At 63.2% G+C, this 22,016-nt stretch carries 19 protein-coding genes; 5 read left to right on the top strand and 14 right to left on the bottom strand.

Annotated features, from left to right (window positions below):
* Positions 1-17: 17 nt before the first annotated feature.
* Positions 18-647: a peroxiredoxin gene (locus B2828_RS08355; RefSeq protein WP_479633260.1), complete on the bottom strand. Its 630-nt coding sequence runs from the start codon at positions 645-647 to the stop codon at positions 18-20.
* A gap of 364 nt (positions 648-1,011) precedes the next feature.
* Here B2828_RS08355 and B2828_RS08360 point away from each other — a divergent pair, with 364 nt between their 5' ends.
* Complete coding sequence (locus B2828_RS08360; protein ID WP_479633261.1) at positions 1,012-1,920, top strand: hypothetical protein; 909 nt, start codon at positions 1,012-1,014, stop codon at positions 1,918-1,920.
* Positions 1,921-2,035: 115 nt separating this feature from the next.
* Here B2828_RS08360 and B2828_RS08365 read toward each other — a convergent pair whose 3' ends face one another.
* Both B2828_RS08365 and B2828_RS08370 read right to left on the bottom strand, forming a co-directional pair.
* On the bottom strand, positions 2,036-3,229 hold the full coding sequence (locus tag B2828_RS08365) for a site-2 protease family protein (protein WP_479633262.1): 1,194 nt from the start codon (positions 3,227-3,229) through the stop codon (positions 2,036-2,038).
* Positions 3,226-6,141, bottom strand: a complete 2,916-nt coding sequence (locus B2828_RS08370) for a hypothetical protein (RefSeq protein ID WP_479633263.1) — start codon at positions 6,139-6,141, stop codon at positions 3,226-3,228. Before B2828_RS08370 ends, B2828_RS08365 begins: the two co-directional genes overlap by 4 nt.
* Before the next feature lie 215 nt (positions 6,142-6,356).
* Here B2828_RS08370 and B2828_RS08375 point away from each other — a divergent pair, with 215 nt between their 5' ends.
* A complete protein-coding gene (locus B2828_RS08375; RefSeq protein WP_479633264.1) occupies positions 6,357-7,763 on the top strand; it encodes an MFS transporter in 1,407 nt (468 codons plus the stop codon).
* On the top strand, positions 7,760-8,563 hold the full coding sequence (locus tag B2828_RS08380) for a class I SAM-dependent methyltransferase (RefSeq protein ID WP_479633265.1): 804 nt from the start codon (positions 7,760-7,762) through the stop codon (positions 8,561-8,563). The genes B2828_RS08375 and B2828_RS08380 overlap by 4 nt, the downstream gene beginning before the upstream one ends.
* On the opposite strand, the gene B2828_RS08385 is transcribed toward B2828_RS08380, so the two are convergent.
* The 11 genes from B2828_RS08385 to B2828_RS08435 form a co-directional block, all read right to left on the bottom strand.
* Complete coding sequence (locus B2828_RS08385) at positions 8,560-9,114, bottom strand: DapH/DapD/GlmU-related protein (RefSeq protein ID WP_479633266.1); 555 nt, start codon at positions 9,112-9,114, stop codon at positions 8,560-8,562. The genes B2828_RS08380 and B2828_RS08385 overlap by 4 nt on opposite strands.
* Complete coding sequence (locus B2828_RS08390; protein WP_479633267.1) at positions 9,111-10,343, bottom strand: glycosyltransferase; 1,233 nt, start codon at positions 10,341-10,343, stop codon at positions 9,111-9,113. Before B2828_RS08390 ends, B2828_RS08385 begins: the two co-directional genes overlap by 4 nt.
* A 36-nt stretch (positions 10,344-10,379) precedes the next feature.
* Positions 10,380-11,318: a glycosyltransferase family 2 protein gene (locus tag B2828_RS08395; RefSeq protein ID WP_479633268.1), complete on the bottom strand. Its 939-nt coding sequence runs from the start codon at positions 11,316-11,318 to the stop codon at positions 10,380-10,382.
* Entirely contained in the window at positions 11,315-12,232 is a 918-nt protein-coding gene (locus tag B2828_RS08400; protein WP_479633269.1) for a hypothetical protein, read from the bottom strand. The genes B2828_RS08395 and B2828_RS08400 overlap by 4 nt, the downstream gene beginning before the upstream one ends.
* A complete protein-coding gene (locus tag B2828_RS08405) occupies positions 12,220-13,128 on the bottom strand; it encodes a glycosyltransferase (RefSeq protein WP_479633270.1) in 909 nt (302 codons plus the stop codon). The genes B2828_RS08400 and B2828_RS08405 overlap by 13 nt, the downstream gene beginning before the upstream one ends.
* Entirely contained in the window at positions 13,125-14,402 is a 1,278-nt protein-coding gene (locus tag B2828_RS08410; RefSeq protein WP_479633271.1) for a glycosyltransferase, read from the bottom strand. The genes B2828_RS08405 and B2828_RS08410 overlap by 4 nt, the downstream gene beginning before the upstream one ends.
* Positions 14,383-15,627, bottom strand: coding sequence for an ABC transporter ATP-binding protein (locus B2828_RS08415; RefSeq protein ID WP_479633272.1), 1,245 nt, complete (start codon positions 15,625-15,627; stop codon positions 14,383-14,385). The genes B2828_RS08410 and B2828_RS08415 overlap by 20 nt, the downstream gene beginning before the upstream one ends.
* A 9-nt stretch (positions 15,628-15,636) precedes the next feature.
* A complete protein-coding gene (locus B2828_RS08420; RefSeq protein WP_479633273.1) occupies positions 15,637-16,488 on the bottom strand; it encodes an ABC transporter permease in 852 nt (283 codons plus the stop codon).
* Positions 16,489-16,648: 160 nt separating this feature from the next.
* The gene (locus B2828_RS08425) at positions 16,649-17,419 is read right to left on the bottom strand and encodes a succinate dehydrogenase/fumarate reductase iron-sulfur subunit (protein ID WP_479633274.1); all 771 of its coding nucleotides are present in this window, start codon (positions 17,417-17,419) and stop codon (positions 16,649-16,651) included.
* 2 nt (positions 17,420-17,421) lie between these two features.
* Entirely contained in the window at positions 17,422-19,353 is a 1,932-nt protein-coding gene (locus B2828_RS08430; RefSeq protein WP_479633275.1) for a fumarate reductase/succinate dehydrogenase flavoprotein subunit, read from the bottom strand.
* Positions 19,354-19,355: 2 nt separating this feature from the next.
* A complete protein-coding gene (locus B2828_RS08435; protein WP_479633276.1) occupies positions 19,356-20,063 on the bottom strand; it encodes a succinate dehydrogenase cytochrome b subunit in 708 nt (235 codons plus the stop codon).
* A 234-nt stretch (positions 20,064-20,297) separates the two neighbouring features.
* On the opposite strand from B2828_RS08435, the gene B2828_RS08440 reads away from it, so the two are divergent.
* Both B2828_RS08440 and B2828_RS08445 read left to right on the top strand, forming a co-directional pair.
* The gene (locus tag B2828_RS08440) at positions 20,298-21,296 is read left to right on the top strand and encodes a lysophospholipid acyltransferase family protein (protein WP_479633277.1); all 999 of its coding nucleotides are present in this window, start codon (positions 20,298-20,300) and stop codon (positions 21,294-21,296) included.
* Complete coding sequence (locus B2828_RS08445) at positions 21,293-21,997, top strand: phosphorylase family protein (RefSeq protein ID WP_479633278.1); 705 nt, start codon at positions 21,293-21,295, stop codon at positions 21,995-21,997. The genes B2828_RS08440 and B2828_RS08445 overlap by 4 nt, the downstream gene beginning before the upstream one ends.
* The last annotated feature ends 19 nt before the right edge of the window (positions 21,998-22,016 follow it).

The following is a 22,016-nucleotide window of genomic DNA, read 5'->3' on the forward strand; positions in this document are numbered from 1 at the left end:
GAACTAAGAAACCGCCATCAATTCTTCGCGAGGTAGTCGGCCACCCCGTCGAAGGACGGCTTGAGGGCCGCTTCGCCCTTGTGCCAGTTGGCCGGGCAGACCTCGCCGTTTTTTTCGAAAAATTGCAGCGCGTCAACGATGCGCAGCGCCTCCTCCACCGAACGGCCCAGCGGGAAGTCGTTCACCAGCTCGTGGCGCACGACGCCCTTCTTGTCGATGATGAAAAGGCCACGATAGGCGATCAGCTCGTTGTCGGCCTGGAGGTTGCCCTCCTCGTCCACCTTATATTCGCCGCTCAGCACGCCGTAGGCCGAGGAGACCGTCTTATTGGCATCGGCGATGATCGGGTACTCGACCCCCTTGATGCCGCCGTGCGCCTTGGGCACTTGCTGCCAGCCCCAGTGGCTCTCGGCGGTGTCCGTTGAAGCGCCAACGACCTCGACGCCACGCGCTTTAAACTCGGCCAGAGCGGCCTGGAACGCGTGAAGTTCCGTCGGGCAGACGAACGTGAAATCCTTGGGATAGAAGAAGAGAAGCACGTAGCTCTTCTCCTTAAACTGATCGAGAGAAAAGGTTTCTTCGATGCGGCCGTTGGTGACGGCGCGGGTAGTGAACTGCGGAGCAGGTTTTCCAACGAGTGTTGCCATAGCTTTAGTTGAGATTGAGATTAACTCGCAAAAAGAAAAGACGAGAACGGAAGGTTGTTCAAGCACTTTTTTGCGGATTTCTTTGGAAACAGGGGGATGCGCCAGGGCGAGGCCTGAATGTGTATTAATTTGACCAATTTGTGGTCGAAGTGGCTAAAACAGCTCATCCTTTCTCCACCTACCCAGTAAGGGGAATCTCGATGGGGTGTATAGAATTTTCCCGGATTTCCTCTGGTAATCGAGAGGCATTTGTTCATACTAGGTGCGGCTGTATGGGTTTTGGCAAGGAACCTGCTGAACTGGGGCCAGCCGAAAACGGCTCCTCAAATCAACAGCCAACAAGAACACAACAACCAATATTACTATGGCCCTAATCAAAAATCTGACCCTCGGCGCGATCGCAGGCGTTCTCCTGCCTGCCTCGCTGTTTGCAGGAACGGAATCGAAAGCGGTAGTTGAAACCACCACGAAGTCCATCATCGCTGGCGATCTCGGCGTAAACTTCGTCTCGGAATACATCTCCCGCGGCGTGCTTCAGGAGAAGCAGGGTGTTATCGCCCAGCCGTACATCGACTTGTTCCTTACCGTGTATGAGGGTGCCGACACCGACGCCATCAACAAGGTGACGCTGAACGTCAGCGCCTGGAGCAGCTTCCACTCCAAGCACACGGGTGCAAGCAAAGACAGCAACGTCTCCTCCTGGTACGAGGACGACATCATCCCCGGTGTTTCCGTTACCTTCCTGAAGAACTGGACCGGTACGGTCTCCTACGCTGAGTACTTCAGCCCGAGCAACGCTTGGGACGTTTCCCGTAACATCACGCTCAACCTTGCGTACAACGACACGGATCTGCTCGGCGCTTTCGCTCTGCACCCGCACGTTGCCTACCTGCGTGAACTCCAGGGCAGCGCTCCTTACGGCACTTCCTACGGCGCCGTGATCGATGGCTACAACAAGGCGGTTAACGGACATGGCAACTACTACGAATTCGGTATCGCTCCGGCTCTCCCTGCCTTTGGCCCCGTGACGGTTTCCTTCCCGCTCAACGTCGGCTTCGGCAGCGGCGACTTCTATGTCGACAACAAAGGCTTCGGATACTTCAGCGGTGGCGCTACCGCCACGGTTGCTCTTCCGTTCGTCCCGACCGCCTACGGCGCTTGGGCAGCTAACGCTGGCGTGACCTACTGGCGCCTCAACAACCCGAACGGCGACCTCGCCGGCGGCGACCAGAACCGCGTGGTTTACCAGGCGGGTCTCGGCGTGAACTTCTAAGTTCAGCCTCCGCTTAATCACAAAATTATTTGTGTTTCCATCCGCCATCTCCGAAAGGGGGTGGCGGGTGTTTTTTTTGTCTTTTTTTGGCCACCGGGAGGGGGGCACTCCGGGATCAGCTCTCCAGCTCCGTGTGGATGCGGATGAAGTGGAGCAGGTCATGGCGGGTGATGATCCCGACCAGCTTCTGGGCGCTGTCAGTAACGGCCAGGCGGCCCTGCCCCGCGACCAGGAGAATGCGCAGGGCGTTGGAGGCGCTGGTTTCCACCGGGATGACCAGGCTGCCGTCGTTTGCCTCGGCCACCTCGCCGCTGAGCGTGTAAGGCCATTTCTCGCGCGGCACGGCTTTGAGGAACTCCAGGCGTAGCAGTCCCCGGAAGCGCCAGTCTTCGTCCACTACCGGGTAGGCCACGTGGTGGTGGGTGAGAAAATAGTCGTCCACCGCCAGGCTGAGCGGCGTGGAGGAGGGGATCGTCAGCGGATTGGCCGTCATGAGATCAGCCACGCCGACGCCGTCCAAGATTTCGCGCGAGAGCGCCTGGTTGTAGCCGGATTCCGCCGCGCTTTTCAGGAAAATCCCGATCACGAGAAAGATCAGGCCCTGGCCCCATCCGCCTCCCAGGAGCGTGAACACCCCCAGTATGATCAGCACCCAGCTAAAGCCGACCCCGACGCGCGAAGTGATGAACGTAGCCTGGCGAAAGCGGCCGGTGCGCATCCAGATCAGCGCCCGCAGAACGCGTCCGCCGTCGAGCGGGTAGCCCGGGATCGCATTGAAGATGACCAGTAGCAGATTGACCGTTGCCAGCCATTTGAAAACGAGCGCCCCCTCGGGAAGCGTGGCAAAATCGCATCCCCAGGCCATCACGCGGAAGACCACTACCAGCGCGAGCGAAACCAGCGGCCCGGCGATGGCGATTTTGAGTTCCGTGGCGGGGTCTTCCGGTTCGCGGGAAATCTCCGCCACGCCGCCGATGAAAAGCAGCGTAATGGAAGGGACCGGGATGCCGCAACGCTGACTTACCAGGCTGTGGCCCAGTTCATGCAGGAGGATGGAGAGGAAAAAGAGCAGCGTGGCGACCGTCCCCATCGTGATGTAAACCGCCGGGTCGTGTCCCGGGAGTTGGAGGGGAAAGAGGTAGGTCGCCAGGGAATAGATGACCAGCGCGACGATGAAAAACCACGAGTAATCGAGGTAAAACCGGATGTCGAAAAACGTGCCAAGAAGGACGCCGGACCTCGCGCGATCTTTTTCGGCCTCGGGTGGGAGAGGAGGAGGATCGGGCGATGGTGGCGGTTCCCGGTTCATGGCGTGGGTTGCGGTGAGGCGGGAGGCATCGCAGCCGGGCTTTCTTCCGGGAAGGAAGGGCCCTGCAAGGGGGCATCAAAATCGTGAGGAAGGCTGGTGAAGTTCTCCGGGAGCGGTTTCGCTCCGGGGATCAAGGCCGGGGCGTCTCCCCAGAAAACGGGGGTCGGCTGGGCGGGGTCTCCGAGGAAATAGCCGTCGAAATTCTTCCCGTCCATCGTTCCGGAGACTCGGGCCACCATCCTCGGCTCGGGGCCGAGGTACCAGGTGCCGCTCTCCAGCTTGCCGGTGAGGTAGGAAAGGGTCATCGGAACGCCGGAGACGGTGACGCTGCCGATCGCGGTGAGCAGGCTGCCGGTGCCGTCCAGGCGGAGATCGGCGCTGTAGAGCCCCTTCTTGAGCGGGAGCGCCTTGGGCGTGGTCACGCCGATGCGGTAGGTCCATCGGTCAAAGGGTGGCTTCAGGCTGATGGCGGGCGCAGGCACACTGATGGTTTCGGGGTTGCCGCTGGATATGAGCGCCCCGAAATCAACTGTAGGCGCGGCGTCAAGCGCGGTAATTTCAGCGGTGCCGACGGCGGTGGCGGTGGTCTGCGTGCCGGTTAGCGCAAGGGCCAGGCTGGCCGTCCCCTCCCAGGAGGGACCGGCGTTGAAGTGAACCTTGTCGCCGCGAACCAGGAAATCGTAGGAGGGGGTCTCGAATTTCGAAAAATCCAGCGAGCCGGTGGCGGAGAAATCGCCCAGCGGATTGCTTGCGGAGACCTTGGAGAAGCGCAGCACGTTGCCGTCGATGTCGGCCTCGGCCTCCAGTTTATCCAGGGCGGGGAGGAGGTCGGAGGCGGGGATCTGCCCCTTGGAAAGCTTCACCGAGCCGGTCATGGCCAGGGCCCGCAGCGTGCTTTCGGTCTTCAGCGTGCCGGTGATGAGCCCCCGGATCGGGATCGGGCGGCCCGTGAGGTGGGCGACTTCCTCAAGCTGCACCCCTTTGGCGGAAATCTGGGCGTTGAAGGGGGCATCGGGAGCCAGGGCGTCGAAGCTCGGGTTCACCCACCATTGGAAGAGGTTGAAGGGGAGCGTGGCATCGCCTTCGAGCCAGAGCGCCTTCTTTTGCGTCAGCTTGACGCCTTCGAGCTTGAGTGTTTTTTCGTCAGCGGCCACCCGGCCCTCCACGCGCGTGTCGCCGTTGGCCAGAACGCACTGGCTGATCGAGAGTCCGCCCGGGGCGTAGGTCCCCTCCAGGTCGGCGTCGATGGGGAGCGTGCCGGGCGCGCCCTCGGTGCCGAGGGTCCTCAGCTTGCGGAAATGGGCGCTGAAAGCTCCGGAGTGAGCCCCGGGAGCGCCGTCACCGGACCAGGTGACGTTGAGGCCGCCGCCGGGAGGCGCGGGGGCGATCGGCTTTTGCAGCAGGGCCCGGTAGGCGGCCAGTTCCTCGATGGAGGCGTTGAGTTCCCCCTGGTAACGGCGCTCGCCGAGGATGCTCAGCGTCCCCTTGCCGCGCACAAAGTCCTGCCCATGAGCAGCTTCCAGGTTGATGATTTGCAGTTCGTTGCCGTCGAGCTTGATCCCGGCGTTGAGGAGGTCAAAGGGGACGCCGCGCCAGGTCAGCTTGGTGCCTGCGACGATGAGCTGGCCCTGGTAGGACTTGGCTGTGCCGCGAATGGAGCCGTCCACGGTCATTGCGCCCGAAGCGTCGGCGAACTGGGGGCCGAAGAGGGCCGAGAGCTCGCCCAGGTTCTGGATCTTGGCGGCGATGTTGAAATTGAAATCCGTGAGCCACCACGGGGTCTTTTCGTCTTCCGGCAGCACGATTTCGCCATCGAGATCGAGCGTATTGTGGGCCTGCTGGAGCTTCAACTCGGGGATCTGCACGCGGCGGTTGACGATGGTGGCCCCCATGGCGAGGGAATTCCACTGGCGGCTGCCCCAGCGGAAGTCGGTGGCTTCAAAGCGGGTGGAGACGGTGGCGTTTTCCAGTTCGTAGGGGGAGCCCTGGAAGGTGAATTTCCCTTCTTTGATGACGCCGCCGGTTTTCTCCTGGACGTGGAGGAATTTCCCCAGCGCTTCGACGGCGATGTTGGAGAAGTTGCCGACGATCTCGTAATCCGGCTCGCCGGGGGTGGCGTTTTTCAAGAGGTCGCCGCGAACCGACCCGCTGAAGGCTGCAATGTCGAAATCGACCTGCAAATTCCCCTTGAGCATGTCATCGAGGTTGCTGGAAACGCTGCTCAAAATGACGCCGTCGCTCAGGTTCAGATCGGCGACGCGCCAGCGCGCTCCCTGGAGGGCGGTGGTGCCGCGCAGGACGTCGAAGTTGCGGCTGCCGCGGCTGTTTTCGAGCGTCAGGTGCTCCACGGCGATGACTCCGGGCTCGAATGGGCTGATGGTAAAGCGGACGTCGGCAAAGGTGATCTTGCGCTTGCCCATGTGAAAGACGAAGGCGGAATTGGCCACCTCGATGCGCGCCGGGGTGGGGAACCAGGACCGGGTGGGTGCGGCGGCGGCGGTGGTGGTGCCCGAGGGCCCCGCGGGCTGGTCCTTGCGGTGGGGGTGAAAGGCGAAGTCGGCCTCGGTGTGATCAAGGGTTAGGCGGCGGAAGAACGCGCCTCCTTTGGTGAAGGGCAGGAGGGCCCGCCAGGAGAGGACGACGCGGGCGGACCCGGCGTTGATGCTGGAATCGACCGCTCCGCGCGATGCTTCCATGCGCAGGTCGTGCAGGATGATGGGTTCGACGAGGCTGCCTTCGACGGAGCCGATTTCAAGCGCGATGTCGTTGCGCGCGGCTTCCAGGAGCACGGCCCGCTTTACCAGAAAGCAGAAGGAATGGGGTTCGACGAGCGCGAGGATAGCCAGGCCGAGGAGGACCAGGAGGCAAAGGCGGATCCGATGAAAGAGCGATGGTTTGGTGGATGCGGGCACGGAGTTTGAAGACCTTGGAATCGTTAATTTTCAATGAGAAGGCGCTCGGGTGCAAGCCCCAAGGTGGGGGGAACCTTTAGTACCCCTTGTGGCAAAGGGCCCGTCTGATAAAAATCTTTTGACGCGTGGCGTTCTCTGGCAACATTGATGCATGCCGGTTCATGCCTTTTGGGGACTTGATGTTCAGTCCGCCGGGCTTGCCGCAGATTGATCCAATGTCCAACAGTTCCGATTCCGCCAGCAGCCCCGTTCCATCCGGGGTGCCTTCCTCCACGCCCGCACACGATCCTTATAAAGCCTGGAGGGAGCCGGGGTTCCGGGGATTCCTGATCGGCAACGCGGCCTCGGTGATCGGGCGGCAGATGACGGCGCTGGCGGTGGGCTGGGAGATTTACCGCCGCACGCATTCGGCGACGCTGCTGGGCCTGGTGGGCCTCTGCTCGGCGCTGCCGCTGTTCTTTTTCACGATCCCCGCCGGGCAGATGGCCGACCGCCTGCCGCGCAAGCAGATCATTCTGGTGACGCAATGGCTGGAGATTCTGGCGGCTACGTGCCTGGCGGTGCTCTCCTCCTGGCACGGGCTTTTGCCCCACTGGCCGGTGCTCGCGGCGGCGCGGCGCGGGCTGGAGTGGATCGTCATTCACATCGAGCACTCGGCGGCCCCGACCATCGACTGGGGCATCCCGCTGATGCTCGGGCTGCTGCTCTTCTCCGGCGTCGTGCGGACCTTTAGCTGGGCGGCGCGTACGTCGCTGGTGCCGACCCTGGTGCCGCAGTCGGCGCTCCAGAACGCGATTACGTGGAATTCCAGTGTCTTTCAGGCCTCCGCGGCGGCGGGCCCGGCGCTTTGCGGCTTGCTGGTGGCCAAGACGAGTTTTTCGACGGCCTACGCGATTGATGCCGTTTGCGCCTTCCTCTTTTTCGTTTTGCTGGCCCCGGTGAAGGTCCGGAAACCGGCACCCGAGGAGAATGTGAAGACCTCGATTGCCAAGGGAGACCTGCTCGGCGGGTTGCGCTTTGTCTTCCAGACTAAGCTGGTGCTGGCGGCGATGACGCTGGATATGTTCGCGGTGCTGCTGGGCGGGGCGACGGCGCTTTTGCCGGTGTTCGCCGAGCGTCTGCATGTGGGCGGCGTGGGCCTGGGCTGGCTGCGGTCCGCCGATGCGATCGGGTCGATCTCGATGAGCCTGCTCCTGGCGTACCTGCCGCCGATGAAGCACGCGGGGCGCAATTTGCTCTTCGCCGTGGCGGCCTTTGGCGTGGCCATTGTCGGCTTCGGCCTTTCGCCTTATTACTGGCTTTCGTTCCTCTGCCTGCTCTTCTCGGGCGGCTTTGATGCCATCAACGTGGTGATCCGGCATACGCTGGTGCAGATGGCGACGCCGAACGAGCTTCGCGGGCGAGTTTCGGCGGTCAACAATGTCTTTATCGGCAGCTCCAACGAGATCGGGGCCTTTGAAAGCGGGATGACTGCGGGGCTCTTCGGGCCGGTGGCTTCGGTGATCGGCGGCGGCATTGGCACGATCCTGGTCGTCCTGGGCGTGGCTTCGCTCTGGCCGCAGTTACGCCGGTTCACGACGCTGGAATCCGCCGCGCCGAAGGCCGCGAAGGAAGCTCTATGATTAGCGACCAACAGATCGATGGGGGAAAGGGGTTCGATTGGGGGAAAACTTCGGCGGATTACGCAAAGTATCGGGATATTTACCCTCCCGAATTTTATCGAAAAATCTTGGACGCGGGGCTTTGCGTCGCCGGGCAAAACGTATTGGATCTTGGGACCGGAACGGGGGTTTTACCGCGGAATCTCTACCGGTATGGGGCTCATTTTGTGGGCACTGATATTTCTCAAAACCAGATTGAACAGGCCAAAGAGCTGGCTAGCTCCGCCCATATGGACATCGAGTTCCAGTGCGCGCCTGCAGAGGAAAGCAACTTCCCCGACGGTTCGTTTGATGTTGTGACAGCCTGCCAGTGTTTCTGGTATTTCAATCACCCGGTCCTGGCTCCCACGCTTTTCAGGATTCTAAAACCCGGCGGCCGGTTCGCGGTGCTCTTTATGGCATGGCTTCCGCGTGAGGATAAAATCGCGGGTGAAACCGAAAAGCTTGTTTTGAAATTCAACCCGGCATGGAACGGTTGTGGATTGACCAGAGATTCTTTTGCGGTGCCCGCGATGCAGGCTTACGAAAAGTATTTCGAGATCGAAAACGACCTGCGTTTTGACGTCCGGGTGCCTTTTACGCGGGAAAGCTGGAATGGCCGGATCAGAGCGTGCCGTGGCACGGGTGCGTCCCTGGATGAAAAGACCCTGGAGCAATTCAACCGTGAGCATGTGGACTTACTCCAATCCATCGCTCCGGAAAAGTTCGATATCCCGCATTACTGCGTGATACGGATATTGCGTTCTAAAAAGACGGTTTAAGCCGCCGGGCCGGGCCGTTTTTTTAACGCACGGGCTGGGTGGCCGACGGCTACCATTCCCGGTGGAACATCGTGGGTGACGAGCGAGCATGCGCCGACGACCGAGCGGTCCCCGAGCGTGACGCCCGGCATGACGAAGGCCCGCGCGCCGATAAAGACGTCCTCGCCGATAGTGATCTTGGCGACCTGCAACGGGGTATTCGGGTCTGCGAGGTCGTGCGTGCCGGTGCAAAGGTAGGCCTCCTGAGCCACGACGCTGCGCGCGCCGATCTCGATTTTGCCCAGCGTGTAGGCGTTGGCGCGGTCGCCCAGGCAGGCGCGGTCGTGCAAGGTGAGGTTCCACGGGATCTGGATGCGCGCCCGCTGGTGGACGAAGGGGGTGCCGTGGAGTTTCGCGCCGAAGCGCCGCAGCCAGAAGAGCCGCCAGCGGTTGAGCGGCTTGGGCGTCCACTGGCAAAAGAGCGCCCACACGGCGTCCCAAAGCAGCATCCCCACGCGCTCGCGCAGGGACCATGGGGAGGCGTAGGCGTTGGCTTGGGCAAAGGTTTTCACGCGGAGAGGAGGGATTCGAATAACTCCAGATACTGCTTGGCCTGGCGCCGAAGGTCAAAATGTTCTTCGGCAAACCGGCGGCAGGCGGGTCGCGGCCAGGCCCCGTTTCGGAGCGCCTGGAGCCCCTGGTCGAGCGTGGCGGCGAAGCTCTCGGCCGAGAAGCTCCCGGCCAGCCAGCCGGTCTCCCCCGGCTTGACCATCTCCGGCACGCCCCCGACGGCGCAGGCGACGACCGGGGTGCCGCAGGCGAGCGACTCGGCCACGGTGTTGGGCAGGTTATCGACGGGGGCCATGTGCAGGAGGACGTCGGCGGCGGAGTAGATGACCGACTTCATGAGGTCGCTCGGGATGTAGCCGCAGTGGATGTGCCGGATGCCTTCGTGGCGAATCTCCGGCGGCCAGTGGCCGAGGGTGAGGAGCTGCAAGGGGCGGGTTTGCGTGGCGGCGAGCACGGCGTCGATGAGGTTGCCCCCCTTGCGGCGCTCTTTGAGGTAATCGGCCACGAGCAGCACGGTGGGGAGGTGCGGATCGAGCCCGAGGGCGGCCTGGGCCGAGGCGGCGTCTGCCGGTTTGTAGGCTTCGAGGTCGAGGCCGTTGGCGATGACTTCAACGCGGTTCTTGCGCCAGAGGCCCCGGCGGGCTTCCCCGGCGATCCAGCACGAGGGGCAGGCGGCGACGATGTTCGGGTGGGCTTCGAGCACGGTTTGCCGCGCGGCCCAGGCAGCGGCGATGCGATGCGGAGCCAGCGCCGGGTATTCGGAGGGCGTGGGGCACGAGGCGTCGCACCCGGTGACGAATTTCTCGCAGTCGTAGGCGTAACAGCAGCGGCCGGTGGTGCTCCAGAGGTCGTGGAGGGTCCAGACGACGGGGGCGTGCGCGGCGCACTCTTCGACGAGCCCGATATCCCAGCCCGCCTTGTGGAGATTGTGCAGGTGGATGACGTCCGGTTTCTCCCGGGCGATGGCTTGGCGGAGCTGCCGCCGCACGCCATGGTTGGAGAGGCGCTCCTCGACGCGGCCGAGGCCGAATGCGTGGGCCAGGCTGGTGACGCCTTCGAGCCTGCGACCCGGGGAGAGGAGAAACTTCTCCTGCGTGGGCGCGCCGCCGTCCATGGCGCCTACGGCCCGCACGCAGTCCACGCCGAGGCCAATGAGGCCTTGCGTGAGGCGCTGGCAGGCGATCGCCGCGCCGCCGGTGGATTCGAGATCGGAGAGAATGAGGAGCTTCATGGAGGTAATCCCAAGTCCTGGACTTGGTATAATCGCCTATTTTCGGAAAAGAAGATGCTTTTTGAGCCAACCTCCGAAAATTTTCGCGTGGTTCCAAACGTTCAGCGGAAAGGCGGCTTGTTCAAGGAAAACGGTGCGAAAAGTGTGGCGGTCGGCGGCTGTGTTGCGAACGATGCGGGCGGGGTGGGTCAGCCGCCCGATCTCCCGTCCGGGAAGCTGGCGCGAGTTGCTGGCAAAAAGGTGCGTGGAGTGAGCGCCGAAGCCGATGTTCTCGACGAGGTTGCGCTCCGGGTAGACGGCGAGGCCCCCGTGGGCCCAGCAGGTCAGCATCCACGAGTAATCCCAGGTATTGGGGCGCGTGGCGGGGGAGGGGATGGTGTCGAAGATGGCCGACCAGTAGGCGCGCTCCTCGGGGGTGTCGAAACCGGCTTCGATGCGGGCGCGGGAGGCCGGGTCGCTCCAGCAGGCGGCGTCGCGGTCGATGAGCTTCCAGGCGCGCCGCCACGTGGCCCAGCCCCAGATGTGGTTGTATTTGCTGAAAAAGTAGCTTTTCCAAGTCCGCCGCCGCCAGCCCTGGAAGTTGTTGGCTCCGATGTGGAGGACTCGTGGTTCGTTGCGGTAGCGTTCCAGCAGCGTTTCGCAGAAAGTAAAAAACGACGGGTGCGGCAGGCAGTCGTCTTCCAGAATGATGGCCTCCTCCACCAGGGAGAAGGCCCAGTCCAGCCCGCTAAAGACGCGCTCGCGGCAGCCGAGGTTGGTTTCGGCGTAGTCGGTGAGGACTTCGCATGGCCAGTCAACGCCCTCGCTGATGATGCGGCGCACGACGGCGACCCTCGCGGCGTCGGCGGGGACCTGGGGCCTGGGGCCGTCGCACACGACGAGCAGCCGGGGCGGCCGGGCTTTGCGGATGGCCTCGAAGACTCGGGCCGTGGTTTCGGGCCGGTTGAACACCAGGAAAATAACGGGGGTATTCATACGCTTCGGGGCCACTTGACCCAGCCGCGCTGCTCCAGGGCCCAGAGCAGGTAGAGGGCTTTTTGGTAAACCCACGGGATCTGCGCGTGGTGGATGCAGAGGTGCTTCAAATACCCCTGCATGTGCAGCACGTAAAACCGGACGCGCTCGCCGGTGGCCTCCTGGGTGCCGTAGGGGTGTGGGCCTTCAAAGGTGATGGCCTTGAGCCCGTCGGCTCCCGTGAAGCCTTCGAGGTTGCCGAGGGCGAGGTCGACGCGCGGGTTGCCCTGGTTGAGCTTGGCGTAGCGGAATAACCCGGAATCCCGCGCGAAGGCGAGGAAGTCCATTTCGCAAATGCCAAAGGAGGGATCGAGGGCCTTTTTATGTTCCCAGAGCGCCCGGAGTTTCTCCCGGCCCGCCTCGGAGCCGAAGGATTCCAGGAGCTTCTTGCAGATCCAGTCGCAGACCTTGGGCGTCAGGAACATACAGTGCGGGGAGACGGTTGCGTGGTCGTCGAGCTCGCAATCGGTGCCCGAGAAATCGCACGGGTAGGCTTGGGCCAGCTCGCCCGGGGTGGAGAAGAGGAGCAGGTCGGAGTCGAGAAAGAGGATTTTCTCCAGCCCATGAGTTTCGAAGAGCCCTTTAATGGCGAAGAATTTCTCGAAGATGATCGCCGCGTAGGCGGGCGGGTAGCTGCTGTAGTTGACGAAGACGGAGCGGAACTCGCGCGCGCCAAAACGCTCGGCGTTGGAGAAAGGGTAGCGCTCCACGCCGGGGATGAGCGCCCAGGGGCCGAGGCGGTCGCTGATGACGAAGATGCGCCGTGCCCCTGCCGCCTTCGCCTGGGCCACGCATGCCGTGACGATGACCTGGGCAGCGCCGGTATGAACGAATACGACGGGAGGTTCAGGTGAAGTCGGGCTCAGGGACGGCATAGCGTGGTGAGGACGTAATTAAGGCACTGCCGCGCTTTCGGGGCAAGGTTGCTTTGGCCGCAGGCGCGCAGGGCATGGCGCAGCGCCGTCCAGCGGTGGCCCCCCTCCACGGCCCAGTAGGCCCAGAGGATCTCCTGGTCGCCTTTTTGGTTCACCGGGGGATGTTCGAGGGGCCGTTCGAGCGGCGGCAGGCCCCGGCGCAAGCGGTGCTCGGTCAGGCAGCGGTCCATTAACTGGCGTTGGAGCACGTGGTGAGTGCCGTTGGTGCTGGCGGCGTGCTGGCGGTAGCGCAGGAGCGGCTCGGGGAGGTTGCCCAGGTCGCCTTCGTCGAGCAGCCGTTGGAAGAGGTCGAAGTCCTCCACGAGCTTGTATTCCTGCTGGTAGCCGCCCACGCGCTCCAGCACGGCGCGGCGCACCAGCAGCGTGGGGTGGATGATGCCGATGTCGGTGGCGGCGATGAGCCCTTCGCGGATGAGGTCCGGGTCGGTCTGGGGTTTGAAGGCTTTCAAGGCCCGCCCGGCGGGGTCCACCATTGTTGCGCCGCAGCCGATGGCGACGAGGTCCGGGTGGGTTTGCAGGTAGCGGAGCTGCGCGGCGAAGCGCCCGGGCTCGCAGACGTCGTCGGCATCCATGCGGGCGATGAATTCGCCCCCGGCCACGGCGAGGCCGTCGTTGAGCGCGCCAACGATGCCGGTGTTGGGGCGGCTCAGCACGCGCAGGCGCGGATCGCGGGTGGCGTAGCGCCGCAGGGTGGCCAGCGAACGGTCGGTCGAGCCGTCGTCCACGGCGATGAACTCGAAGTCGTCGAAGGTTTGCGCCAGGACGCTTTCCACCGCTTCGGCGAGGTAGGGGCCGGCGTTGTAGACGGGCATCAGGACGCTGATGGGCGGGTTCATTTTCGGAGGGCCTCCAGGATCGGGCGGTAGCAGGTTTCGGCGGAAAGGTGGGTGCGCACGGTTTCCCGCACCCGCGCTTCCAGGGCTTCGCGGGACGCCGGATCGGCGAGGAGCTCGGCGACGGCTTGGGCGAAGGGGGCCGCCTGCGCCTCGACGCGAACGCATTCGGCAAGCACCGGGACGCCCTCGGTGCCGATGGGGGTGCTCACGCAGGCTTTGCCGTGGGCGAGGGCTTCCATGAGCTTGATTTTTACCCCACTGCCGCGCAGCAGCGGAACGATCACGACGGAGGCCTCGCCGTAGGCCGCGCCAAGGTCCTCCACGAATCCGCGCCGGACGACGCCCGGGGGATCGCCGGGCGGCAGCGCGCGGCAGATGGTGCCGCAAAGGTGCAGCTCGGCTTGCGGGTGGGCTTGGCGAACGAGGGGCCAGGCTTCGCTCAAAAACCAGCGGATGCCCTCCAGGTTGGCCTCGTTTTCCGCAGCGATGAAGAAGCAGCGGCCCGGGATGGGCTGGGCGAGGGTGGGCCGGGGGGTGCTGGAGGGGAGGGCGCAGAGGACGGTTTTCCCAGGCAGCATTTCGCGGAAGGTCTCGGCGTCGTCTTCGCGGATGGCGAGGGTGACGTCGCAGCGTTGGAGGTAGTCGGTTTCGAGCGCGCGGCTCAGGTTCTCGCAGGCGACGCGGCGGATTTCCCCTCCCTCCAGTACGCTCAACTGATGCCGGAGGTCGCAGGTGATGGCGAACGTGCGCACTCCGGCTGGGAGGTGGTCGGCCAGCGGGGTCATCCAGCAGTAGGTGAAAAAAACTGCGCCGGGGCGAAGCCGGGTGGCGGCTTGGGCGATGAAATCGTATTCGTAACCGTCCGGCGGGCGATCCCAGCGGTAGGGGGGCTCCGGGGCGGTTTGCTGAGCAGGCTGGGGCGGGGCGGGGGCGGTTTTTTTTCGCAGGCCTAAAGTGGTGAGGATGGTTTTCCCGATCCGCCGGAGGGTGGCGCGCAGCGGGCCGGTCCAGAAGTCTGGGAAGAGGCGCAGGCGGGGCCCGAGGCAGACCGCGCCGGGCATGAGAAGTGTGGCGGCTTGGGCGAAGTCAGCCGGGACGAGGAACCACCCCCGGCGATGGGCCGCGGCGGGGCGTTCGCTCCAGCAGACGGTGATTTCGCAGCCGTTGGCGCGGAGGTAGCTAAGGATGGAGAGGAGGTAGGTGCCGGTGCCCGAACCGCCCAGGGGATTGAAGCGCGTGACGACCAGGAGGCGGCTAGGGCTTGCTTCCTGCATGGCACGGGATGAGTTCCACCTTCGGCTCCATGCGGCAACCGCCCGAGCTGCGGTCGCTCCAGAGGTCCTGGTCGCTGGTGCGCACCTGCCAGACGGCGATGGGATCGAGAATGTCGTAAAAGAAACCGCTCCCGGCCAGCGAGGCGCTGCAATGGTAGAAGCCGGGGTGCAGGGGGAGATCGTCGAAGCGGAACCGGAGGATGTGGCGACCCGGCTGGAAGTCCAGGAAGTTGCCGCGGATATCCGAGTCGAGCGTGAGGACGCGGGTGCCTTCCAGCGAGTTGAAGGCGAGGCCGACCATGGCTTCGCGCACCGGCTTGGTGCATTCGATGGTGAACTCGATTTCCAGCGGTTTGCCAAAGGCGAGGAGCTGCGGGGAGACGACTCGTACGGCTTCGAAGCGCAGGATGCGCCCCTCGGTACCCCAGTTGCGCGGGCGCTCGGAGACGTCGAGGTTGTACTCGGACTCGGTGAGGTTGGAGGTGTAGCGGGCGATGGCCGGTTCGATGTCCAGGATGGGGGAGCTGACGCCGTGGTCGAGGACGACGCACTTCTGGCAAAGCCGCCGGATGGCCGCCATGCTGTGGCTGACGAAGAGGATGGTCCGCCCGTCGCCGGAGGAGATTTCCTGCATTTTGCCGAGGCACTTGGTCTGGAACTGCTGGTCGCCCACGGCGAGGACTTCATCCAGGATTAAGATTTCCGGCTCCAGGTGGGCGGCGACGGCGAAGGCGAGCCGCACGTACATGCCGCTGGAGTAGCGCTTGACCGGGGTGTCCACGAAGCGCTCGATCTCCGCAAAGGCGATGATTTCGTCGAATTTGCTGCGGATCTCGGCCTTGGTCATGCCGAGGATGGCGCCGTTTAGGAAGACGTTTTCGCGGCCGGTGAGGTCGGGGTGAAAGCCGGTGCCGACTTCGAGCAGGCTGCCCACGCGGCCTCGGATGCGGATCTCGCCGGTGGTCTGCCGGGTGATCCGGGAGAGGATTTTGAGCAGGGTCGATTTGCCCGCGCCGTTGCGACCGATCAAGCCGATGACCTGCCCTTGTTCGACGTCGAAGCTGACGTCGCGCAGGGCGGCGAATTCACCTTCTTTGCTCGGCTCGGCGCGGCCCCTCACCCGGGCCCAGGCGCGCCCGAGTTCGTCCTTCAGCGACGTCGCCCCGATGCTTCCCAGTCGGTAGACTTTCGAGACGTTGCGGATTTCTATGGCAGGGCGGGTCATGGCGTTTTTTTATACCGTGTCGACAAACGTTTTTTCCACGATGCCGAAGAGGATCAATCCGGCAACCAGCGAGATGAGGGTGAAGATGACTGAAATGACGATATTGAGCGCCGAGACGGTGCCGGTGCCGAGGAGCATCAGGCGGAAGGACTCGACGACGGAGGTCATCGGGTTAAGGGCCACGACCCACTGCCATTTTTCGGGGAATTTGGAGAGCGGGATGATGACGGGCGTGGCATACATCCAGAGGTTGATGAGCAGCGGGGTGAGGTGGACCAGGTCGCGGTACTTGGCCGTCAGCGCTGACATGATGAGGCCCAGGCCGAGGCTCAGCGCGGCGCTTTGCAGTACCAGCAGCGGCAGGAAAACGACCGTCCAGCTGAGCTGGAAGCCGCCGACGTGCAGGAAGTATTTGAAGTAGGCGAAAAAGGCAAAGAAGGTCGCCGCCTGGATGACGAAGGTGAGCAGGTTGGAGACGAGCGAGGCGAGCGGGACGACGAGCCGGGGGAAGTAGACTTTGCTGAAAAGCCCGGCGTTGTTGGCCAGCGTGGAGGCGTTGGCGCCGAAGTTCCCTGAGAAATAGTTCCACCCGAGCTGGCCGCAGAGGTAAAAGAGCAGCGGCGGGAGGCCGTCGGTGGAGAGCTTGGCGACGTTGCCGAAGATGATGGTGAAGACGACCGACATGACCAGCGGCTGGACGATGAACCAGAGGGGGCCCAGGATGGTTTGCTTGTATTTGGCGACGAAGTCGCGCCAGACGAGGAGCGAGAGCAGGTCCCGGTATTGCCAAATGCCCTTCAGTTCGACTTGGAGCCAGCTTTTGTCAGGACGTAGGACAACCTCAGAATCAGGGTTTTGCATGAGCAATGGGGTGCCCTTTGGTTTAGATGGGGCGGGCCATTCTGTCAAGGGAAGCGCATGGGGGAAATCTGGAAACTCTGCCCGGAGCGAGCCTCCCGGGACAAAAAAAGGGTGGAGACCTTTCGATCTCCACCCTTCGAATCTGTGACGAGCTGCTCTGCTAGATCTCGGAAACGGCTTCGCGCGCGGCGGCGAAGACGTATTCACGGTTCAGCATGGAGATAAAGGAGCTCTTGATCTCCGCGGGGCAGACGGCCTCGCACTCGTAGTAGTTGGTGCAGTTGCCGAAGCCTTCGGCGTCCATGGTCTTGACCATCTTGACTGCGCGGCGGGTCCGCTCGGGCTGGCCTTGCGGTAGTAGCGCGAGGTGGGAGACCTTGGCGGAGACGAACAGCATGGCGGACGAGTTCGGGCAGGCGGCGACGCAGGCTCCGCAGCCGATGCAGGCGGCGGCGTCCATGGCGCAGTCGGCGTTCTGCTTCGGGATCGGCACCGAGTTGGAGTCGGGCGCGGATCCGTTGCGGGCGCTGATGTAGCCACCGGCTTGCTGGATGCGCTCGAAGGCGGTGCGGTCGACGACGAGGTCTTTGATGAGCGGGAAGGCCACGGCGCGCCACGGCTCAACGTAGACGGTGTCGCCGTCCTTGAAGTGCCGCATGTGGAGCTGGCAGGTGGTGGTGGCTTTCTCGGGGCCGTGGGCGACGCCGTTGATGACGAGCGAACACATGCCGCAAATGCCTTCGCGACAGTCGTGGTCAAACGCGACGGGCTCGATGTTCTGCGCAACGAGGGTTTCGTTGACGATGTCGAGCATTTCCAGGAAAGAGCAGTCCGTGGGGATGTTCTTCGCCGGGTACTCAACGAATTTGCCGGGCGTGCTGGCGTTCGGCTGCCGCCAGACCTTCAATGTAAGATTGATCGTATCAGACATGGTTATTTGTAGCTGCGGACAGCCAGGTGGACGTTCTCGTAGTTAAGCGGTTCAACGTGACGCACGGATTTGGAAACGTCTTCGGTGTTGTGTTCCCAGGCGGCGACGTGGGCGAATTTCTCGTCGTCGCGCTTGGCCTCGCCGTCGGGGAACTGGTGTTCCACGCGGAAGTGGCCGCCGCAGGATTCCTCGCGCTGGAGGGCGTCGAGGCACATCAGTTCGGCAAATTCGAGGAAGTCGGCGACGCGACCGGCCATTTCCAGCGACTGGTTGAGGTCGTTGGCGGAGCCGAGCACGTTGACGTTTTTCCAGAATTCGTCGCGGATGACGGGGATCTGGGCGAGGGCTTTCTTGAGGCTCTCTTCGCTGCGGGCCATGCCGCAGTTTTCCCAGAGGAGCAGGCCGAGCTCGCGGTGGAAGGAGTCGACCGAACGCTTGCCTTTGATGGAGAGGAGCAGGTTGGTGCGGGCTTCGACTTCGGCGACGGCTTTTTTGAATTCGGGGTGATCGACGGTGACTTTCTGCGACGCTTCACGCGGCTGCGTGGCGAGGTAGTTGGAGATCGTCGAGGGCAGGACGAAGTAGCCGTCGGAGAGGCCCTGCATGAGGGCCGAGGCGCCGAGGCGGTTCGCGCCGTGGTCGGAGAAGTTGGCTTCACCGGCGACGTGGAGGCCGGGGAGGTTGGACATCAAGTTGTAGTCCACCCAGAGGCCGCCCATGGTGTAGTGGACGGCGGGGAAGATGCGCATGGGCACCTTGTAGGCGTCTTCGGCAGTGATCTTGTGATACATGTCGAAGAGGTTGCCGTAGCGTTCACGGATGGTGTTCTCGCCGAGGCGGCTGATGGCGTCGGCGAAGTCGAGGTAGACGCTCTGGCGGGTGGAACCGACGCCGCGGCCGTCGTCGCAGGCTTCCTTGGCGGCGCGCGAGGAGATGTCGCGAGGGGCCAGGTTGCCGAAGGACGGGTACTTGCGCTCGAGGTAGTAGTCGCGGTCGGCCTCGGGGATTTCGCTCGGGTGTTTGCCGCAGTCTTCTTTTTTCTTGGGCACCCAGACGCGGCCGTCGTTGCGGAGGGACTCCGACATGAGGGTCAGCTTGCTCTGGAAGTCGCCGTGTACGGGGATGCAGGTCGGGTGGATCTGCGTGTAGCACGGGTTGGCGAAGAAGGCGCCTTTCTTGTGAGCGCGCCAGGCGGCGGTGACGTTGCAGCCTTTGGCGTTGGTGGAGAGGTAGAAGACGTTGCCGTAACCGCCGGTGGCGAGGACCACGGTGTCGGCGGCGTGTGCCTCGATCTTACCGGTGATCATGTTGCGGACGATGATGCCCTTGGCGTGGCCGTCGACGACGACGAGGTCGAGCATTTCGGAACGCGGGAACATCTTGACGGTGCCAGCCGCGATCTGGCGGCTGAGGGCGGAGTAGGCGCCCAGGAGGAGCTGCTGGCCGGTTTGGCCGCGTGCGTAGAAGGTACGGGAGACCTGAGCGCCGCCGAAGGAGCGGTTGGCCAGGAGGCCGCCGTATTCACGGGCGAAGGGAACGCCGAGGGCGGTGCACTGGTCGATGATGGCGGAGCTGACTTCGGCCAGGCGGTAGACGTTGGCTTCGCGGGCGCGGAAGTCGCCGCCTTTGACGGTGTCGTAGAAGAGCCGGTAGACGGAGTCGCCGTCGTTGGGGTAGTTCTTGGCGGCGTTGATGCCGCCCTGGGCTGCGATGGAGTGGGCCCGGCGGGGGCTGTCCTGATAACAGAAGCACTTGACGTTGTAGCCCTGTTCGCCGAGCGTGGCCGCCGCGGCGCCACCGGCGAGACCGCTGCCCACCACGATGACGGTGTACTTGCGGCGGTTGGCCGGGTTGATCAGTTTGCTTTCAAACTTGTGTTTTTCCCACTTCTTCTCAATGGGGCCGGACGGAATTTTGGAATCGAGAATGGCCATGGTTAGTGCGCGAGAGGTTGAAGGATCGGGAGGTTAAGATGTTGGGCCAGGAGGACGCCAACGGGAATGGAAGCATACCCCAGGAAGAGGAGCCCGGCAAGGTAGGGGCTCGCGGTGGTGAGCGGCTCGGCGATCTTGCGGCTGCGCAGGCCGAGGGTCTGGATGAAGCTCTGGATGCCGTGGCTCAGGTGGGTGGCCAGCAGGAAGACGCCGACCAAGTAGAAGAGCGACTCCAGCGGGTTGCGGAACCCGGCGATGACCAGCGAATAGACGTCATGGCGCCCATCGGGGTCTTCCCAAAGTTTCCATTCCGGATGAATGGAGAGGGCGGTGAAGTGGAGAATATGGAAGACCAGGAAGCAGATGATGATCAGACCGCTGACGATCATTGTGCGGGCTCCGATGGAGCCGGCCTGGGGATTGTTAACCGCGTATTTTTGCGGTTTCGCAGCATTGTTTTGAACCCACAGCAGCACGGTGGTGATGATGTGGACTATGATACACGCGGCGAGTACGCCACGGATGACCCAGAGGAGCTCTCCGAGCCCCTGAAGGAATGCAGCGTATCGGTTGAGGGCTTCATGACCGAGAAAGACTTGGAGATTGCCGATCATGTGACCGGTTACGAAGCCGACCAGCACCAGGCCGGTGAGCGCGACAATCCATTTCTTTCCGATAGACGATTGGTAGAAGGAGATAATGGCTTTCACAGATTTTCGACCATCGGAGGGGCTGTTGGGACCCCGTGCCGACGAAGCCGTTAGTTCTAGGCCGATGGCGGTTTTTGGGCACTCCTTTTTTTGCGGAATTCTGACCCCATATTGTGTGAGGGGTGTTTTTGACCTATGCCGCTTCTCTGGCGTTGGCCGTTTCTGGACAAGGCTGCGGCTAAAGACCCCTTGCGCGCGAACCGAGTTCCATTTTAGGATGGCACGACTTCGTTTATGCAACCTTCGATATGGAAAGCGCTCCGGTACCGCTTGGAGTGGCTTGGATGTACGGCTTTGGCGGGGCTGATTCCGCTCTTACCCCACCGGGTATGCCTGGCTCTGGCACATGGCTTGGGCTGGCTGGCTTACCACGTGGATGCGCGGGGACGGCACGTTTCGATGGCCAATCTGACGTGTGTTTTCCCCGAGCGTTCTGAGGCCGAGCGGCGGCTGATTGTGCTGCGTTCGTACCAGAATTTCGCCCGCTCGACGATGGACCTTTTCTGGTCACGGCGGCTTACTCAGCAAAACTGGAGGCGCTTTATTGAAACGGATGCCGATGCGGAGAAGCTGCAAGAGGAGGTGAAGGCGCATGGCGCGGCGTTTTTGTGCATTCACTGGGGGCATTTCGAGTGGGCGAGTCTCGGGGTGGGGTTTATGGGGGTGTCGGCGCGGATTGTGACGGAGGCGTTTAAGAATCCGCGGCTCAATGCGTTCTTCAGCAAAGGCCGGGCGGTCTCGGGGCATGTGACGATCCCGCGCGAGAATGCGATGATCAGCCTGCTGAAAACGGTTAAGCGCAAGGGGGCGGCGGGGTTGCTGGTGGACTTGACGCTGCGGCCCGACCAGGCGGCGGTGCCGATTACGGCTTTCGGGCGCAAGATGTCGGTGACGTTCCTGGAGTCGCTCCTGGTGCAGCGGGGCAAGGGGCATCTCATTCCCCTGGATGGGATTCCGCTGCCGGACGGGCGATGTCGGCTGGTGGTCAACCCGTCGCTGAAATTCCCGCCCAACGCGAGCTTGCAGGAGATTGCGCAGGCGTGCTGGGATTTCTTCGAACCGCGCATTCTGGAGCGCCCCGATCTCTACATGTGGGCTTATAAACATTTCCGTTACCGTCCCATGAACGCTGATCCTTCTTTTTACCCGGCCTACGCCAACGTCTCTCCCGCTTTTGATGAGATGCTGGAGGCTTTTTCGGAGCCGAAACCCGGTTCCGCTGTCCCACGATGATCGTTATTGCCTTTGCCCTGCCCGAGGAGAGCCGGGATCTTGTTGCCGCGCTGGAGCACCCGGTTCGCTCGGGCTCGAAGGCGCTTCCGGTGATCCGGGGGACCTACGCGGGGCGCTTGGTGACGGTGTTTCACACGGGAATTGGGGCCGCCTCGGCTCGCGAACGGTTGCGGGGGTTCTGGGAGCAGTATGAAGGGGCTTTGCCGCAAGCCGCGATTGGCACGGGATTCGCCGGGGGGCTGGATCCCGCGCTGGCCCCTGGGGCTCTGATTTTGGCGGAGAATTACCCGGATTGCCTGGCGGCTGCCCGGAGCCGGTTGGGGGCGGAGCGCGTCAGTGTGGGGATGCTCGCGAGCGCCTCTGCGGTGTTGGAAACGCCGGAGGCGAAGGCGACCCATGCGCTGCAAACCGGGGCGATTGCCGTGGATATGGAAACGGCGACGGTGGCGGCGTTTTTCCGCGAAAAAGGGGTGCCGTTTTTGGGGCTGCGGGCGATCTCCGATGCGGTGGGCGATCCGCTGCCGGTGCCGTCGTCAGTCTGGTTCGATGGGCGTACGCAGCGGCCCCGGCCTCTGGCGCTGGTGGCGTTTTTACTCTGGCACCCGGGGCGGATTGCTCCGTTTGCGCGCTTTGTGGGGAATGTCAACCGGGCCCGGCGAACGCTCACGGCGGCGCTGCTGGAGGTGATCCCGGTGCTGTGATTGGAGGAGCGCTGCGCTT

Source organism: Spartobacteria bacterium UBA695 (genome assembly GCA_002298145.1).
Classification (GTDB): domain Bacteria; phylum Verrucomicrobiota; class Verrucomicrobiia; order Chthoniobacterales; family Chthoniobacteraceae; genus UBA695.

Excerpts from the sequence above, each read along its gene's own strand:
- B2828_RS08395 (WP_479633268.1), bottom strand. The coding sequence starts at position 11,318 with ATGAATACCCCCGTTATTTTCCTGGTGTTCAACCGGCCCGAAACCACG.
- B2828_RS08375 (WP_479633264.1), top strand. The coding sequence starts at position 6,357 with ATGTCCAACAGTTCCGATTCCGCCAGCAGCCCCGTTCCATCCGGGGTG.
- B2828_RS08430 (WP_479633275.1), bottom strand. The coding sequence starts at position 19,353 with ATGGCCATTCTCGATTCCAAAATTCCGTCCGGCCCCATTGAGAAGAAG.
- B2828_RS08380 (WP_479633265.1), top strand. The coding sequence starts at position 7,760 with ATGATTAGCGACCAACAGATCGATGGGGGAAAGGGGTTCGATTGGGGG.
- B2828_RS08445 (WP_479633278.1), top strand. The coding sequence starts at position 21,293 with ATGATCGTTATTGCCTTTGCCCTGCCCGAGGAGAGCCGGGATCTTGTT.
- B2828_RS08360 (WP_479633261.1), top strand. The coding sequence starts at position 1,012 with ATGGCCCTAATCAAAAATCTGACCCTCGGCGCGATCGCAGGCGTTCTC.
- B2828_RS08420 (WP_479633273.1), bottom strand. The coding sequence starts at position 16,488 with ATGCAAAACCCTGATTCTGAGGTTGTCCTACGTCCTGACAAAAGCTGG.
- B2828_RS08390 (WP_479633267.1), bottom strand. The coding sequence starts at position 10,343 with ATGAAGCTCCTCATTCTCTCCGATCTCGAATCCACCGGCGGCGCGGCG.
- B2828_RS08440 (WP_479633277.1), top strand. The coding sequence starts at position 20,298 with ATGCAACCTTCGATATGGAAAGCGCTCCGGTACCGCTTGGAGTGGCTT.
- B2828_RS08425 (WP_479633274.1), bottom strand. The coding sequence starts at position 17,419 with ATGTCTGATACGATCAATCTTACATTGAAGGTCTGGCGGCAGCCGAAC.
- B2828_RS08415 (WP_479633272.1), bottom strand. The coding sequence starts at position 15,627 with ATGACCCGCCCTGCCATAGAAATCCGCAACGTCTCGAAAGTCTACCGA.
- B2828_RS08355 (WP_479633260.1), bottom strand. The coding sequence starts at position 647 with ATGGCAACACTCGTTGGAAAACCTGCTCCGCAGTTCACTACCCGCGCC.
- B2828_RS08365 (WP_479633262.1), bottom strand. The coding sequence starts at position 3,229 with ATGAACCGGGAACCGCCACCATCGCCCGATCCTCCTCCTCTCCCACCC.
- B2828_RS08400 (WP_479633269.1), bottom strand. The coding sequence starts at position 12,232 with ATGCCGTCCCTGAGCCCGACTTCACCTGAACCTCCCGTCGTATTCGTT.
- B2828_RS08410 (WP_479633271.1), bottom strand. The coding sequence starts at position 14,402 with ATGCAGGAAGCAAGCCCTAGCCGCCTCCTGGTCGTCACGCGCTTCAAT.
- B2828_RS08405 (WP_479633270.1), bottom strand. The coding sequence starts at position 13,128 with ATGAACCCGCCCATCAGCGTCCTGATGCCCGTCTACAACGCCGGCCCC.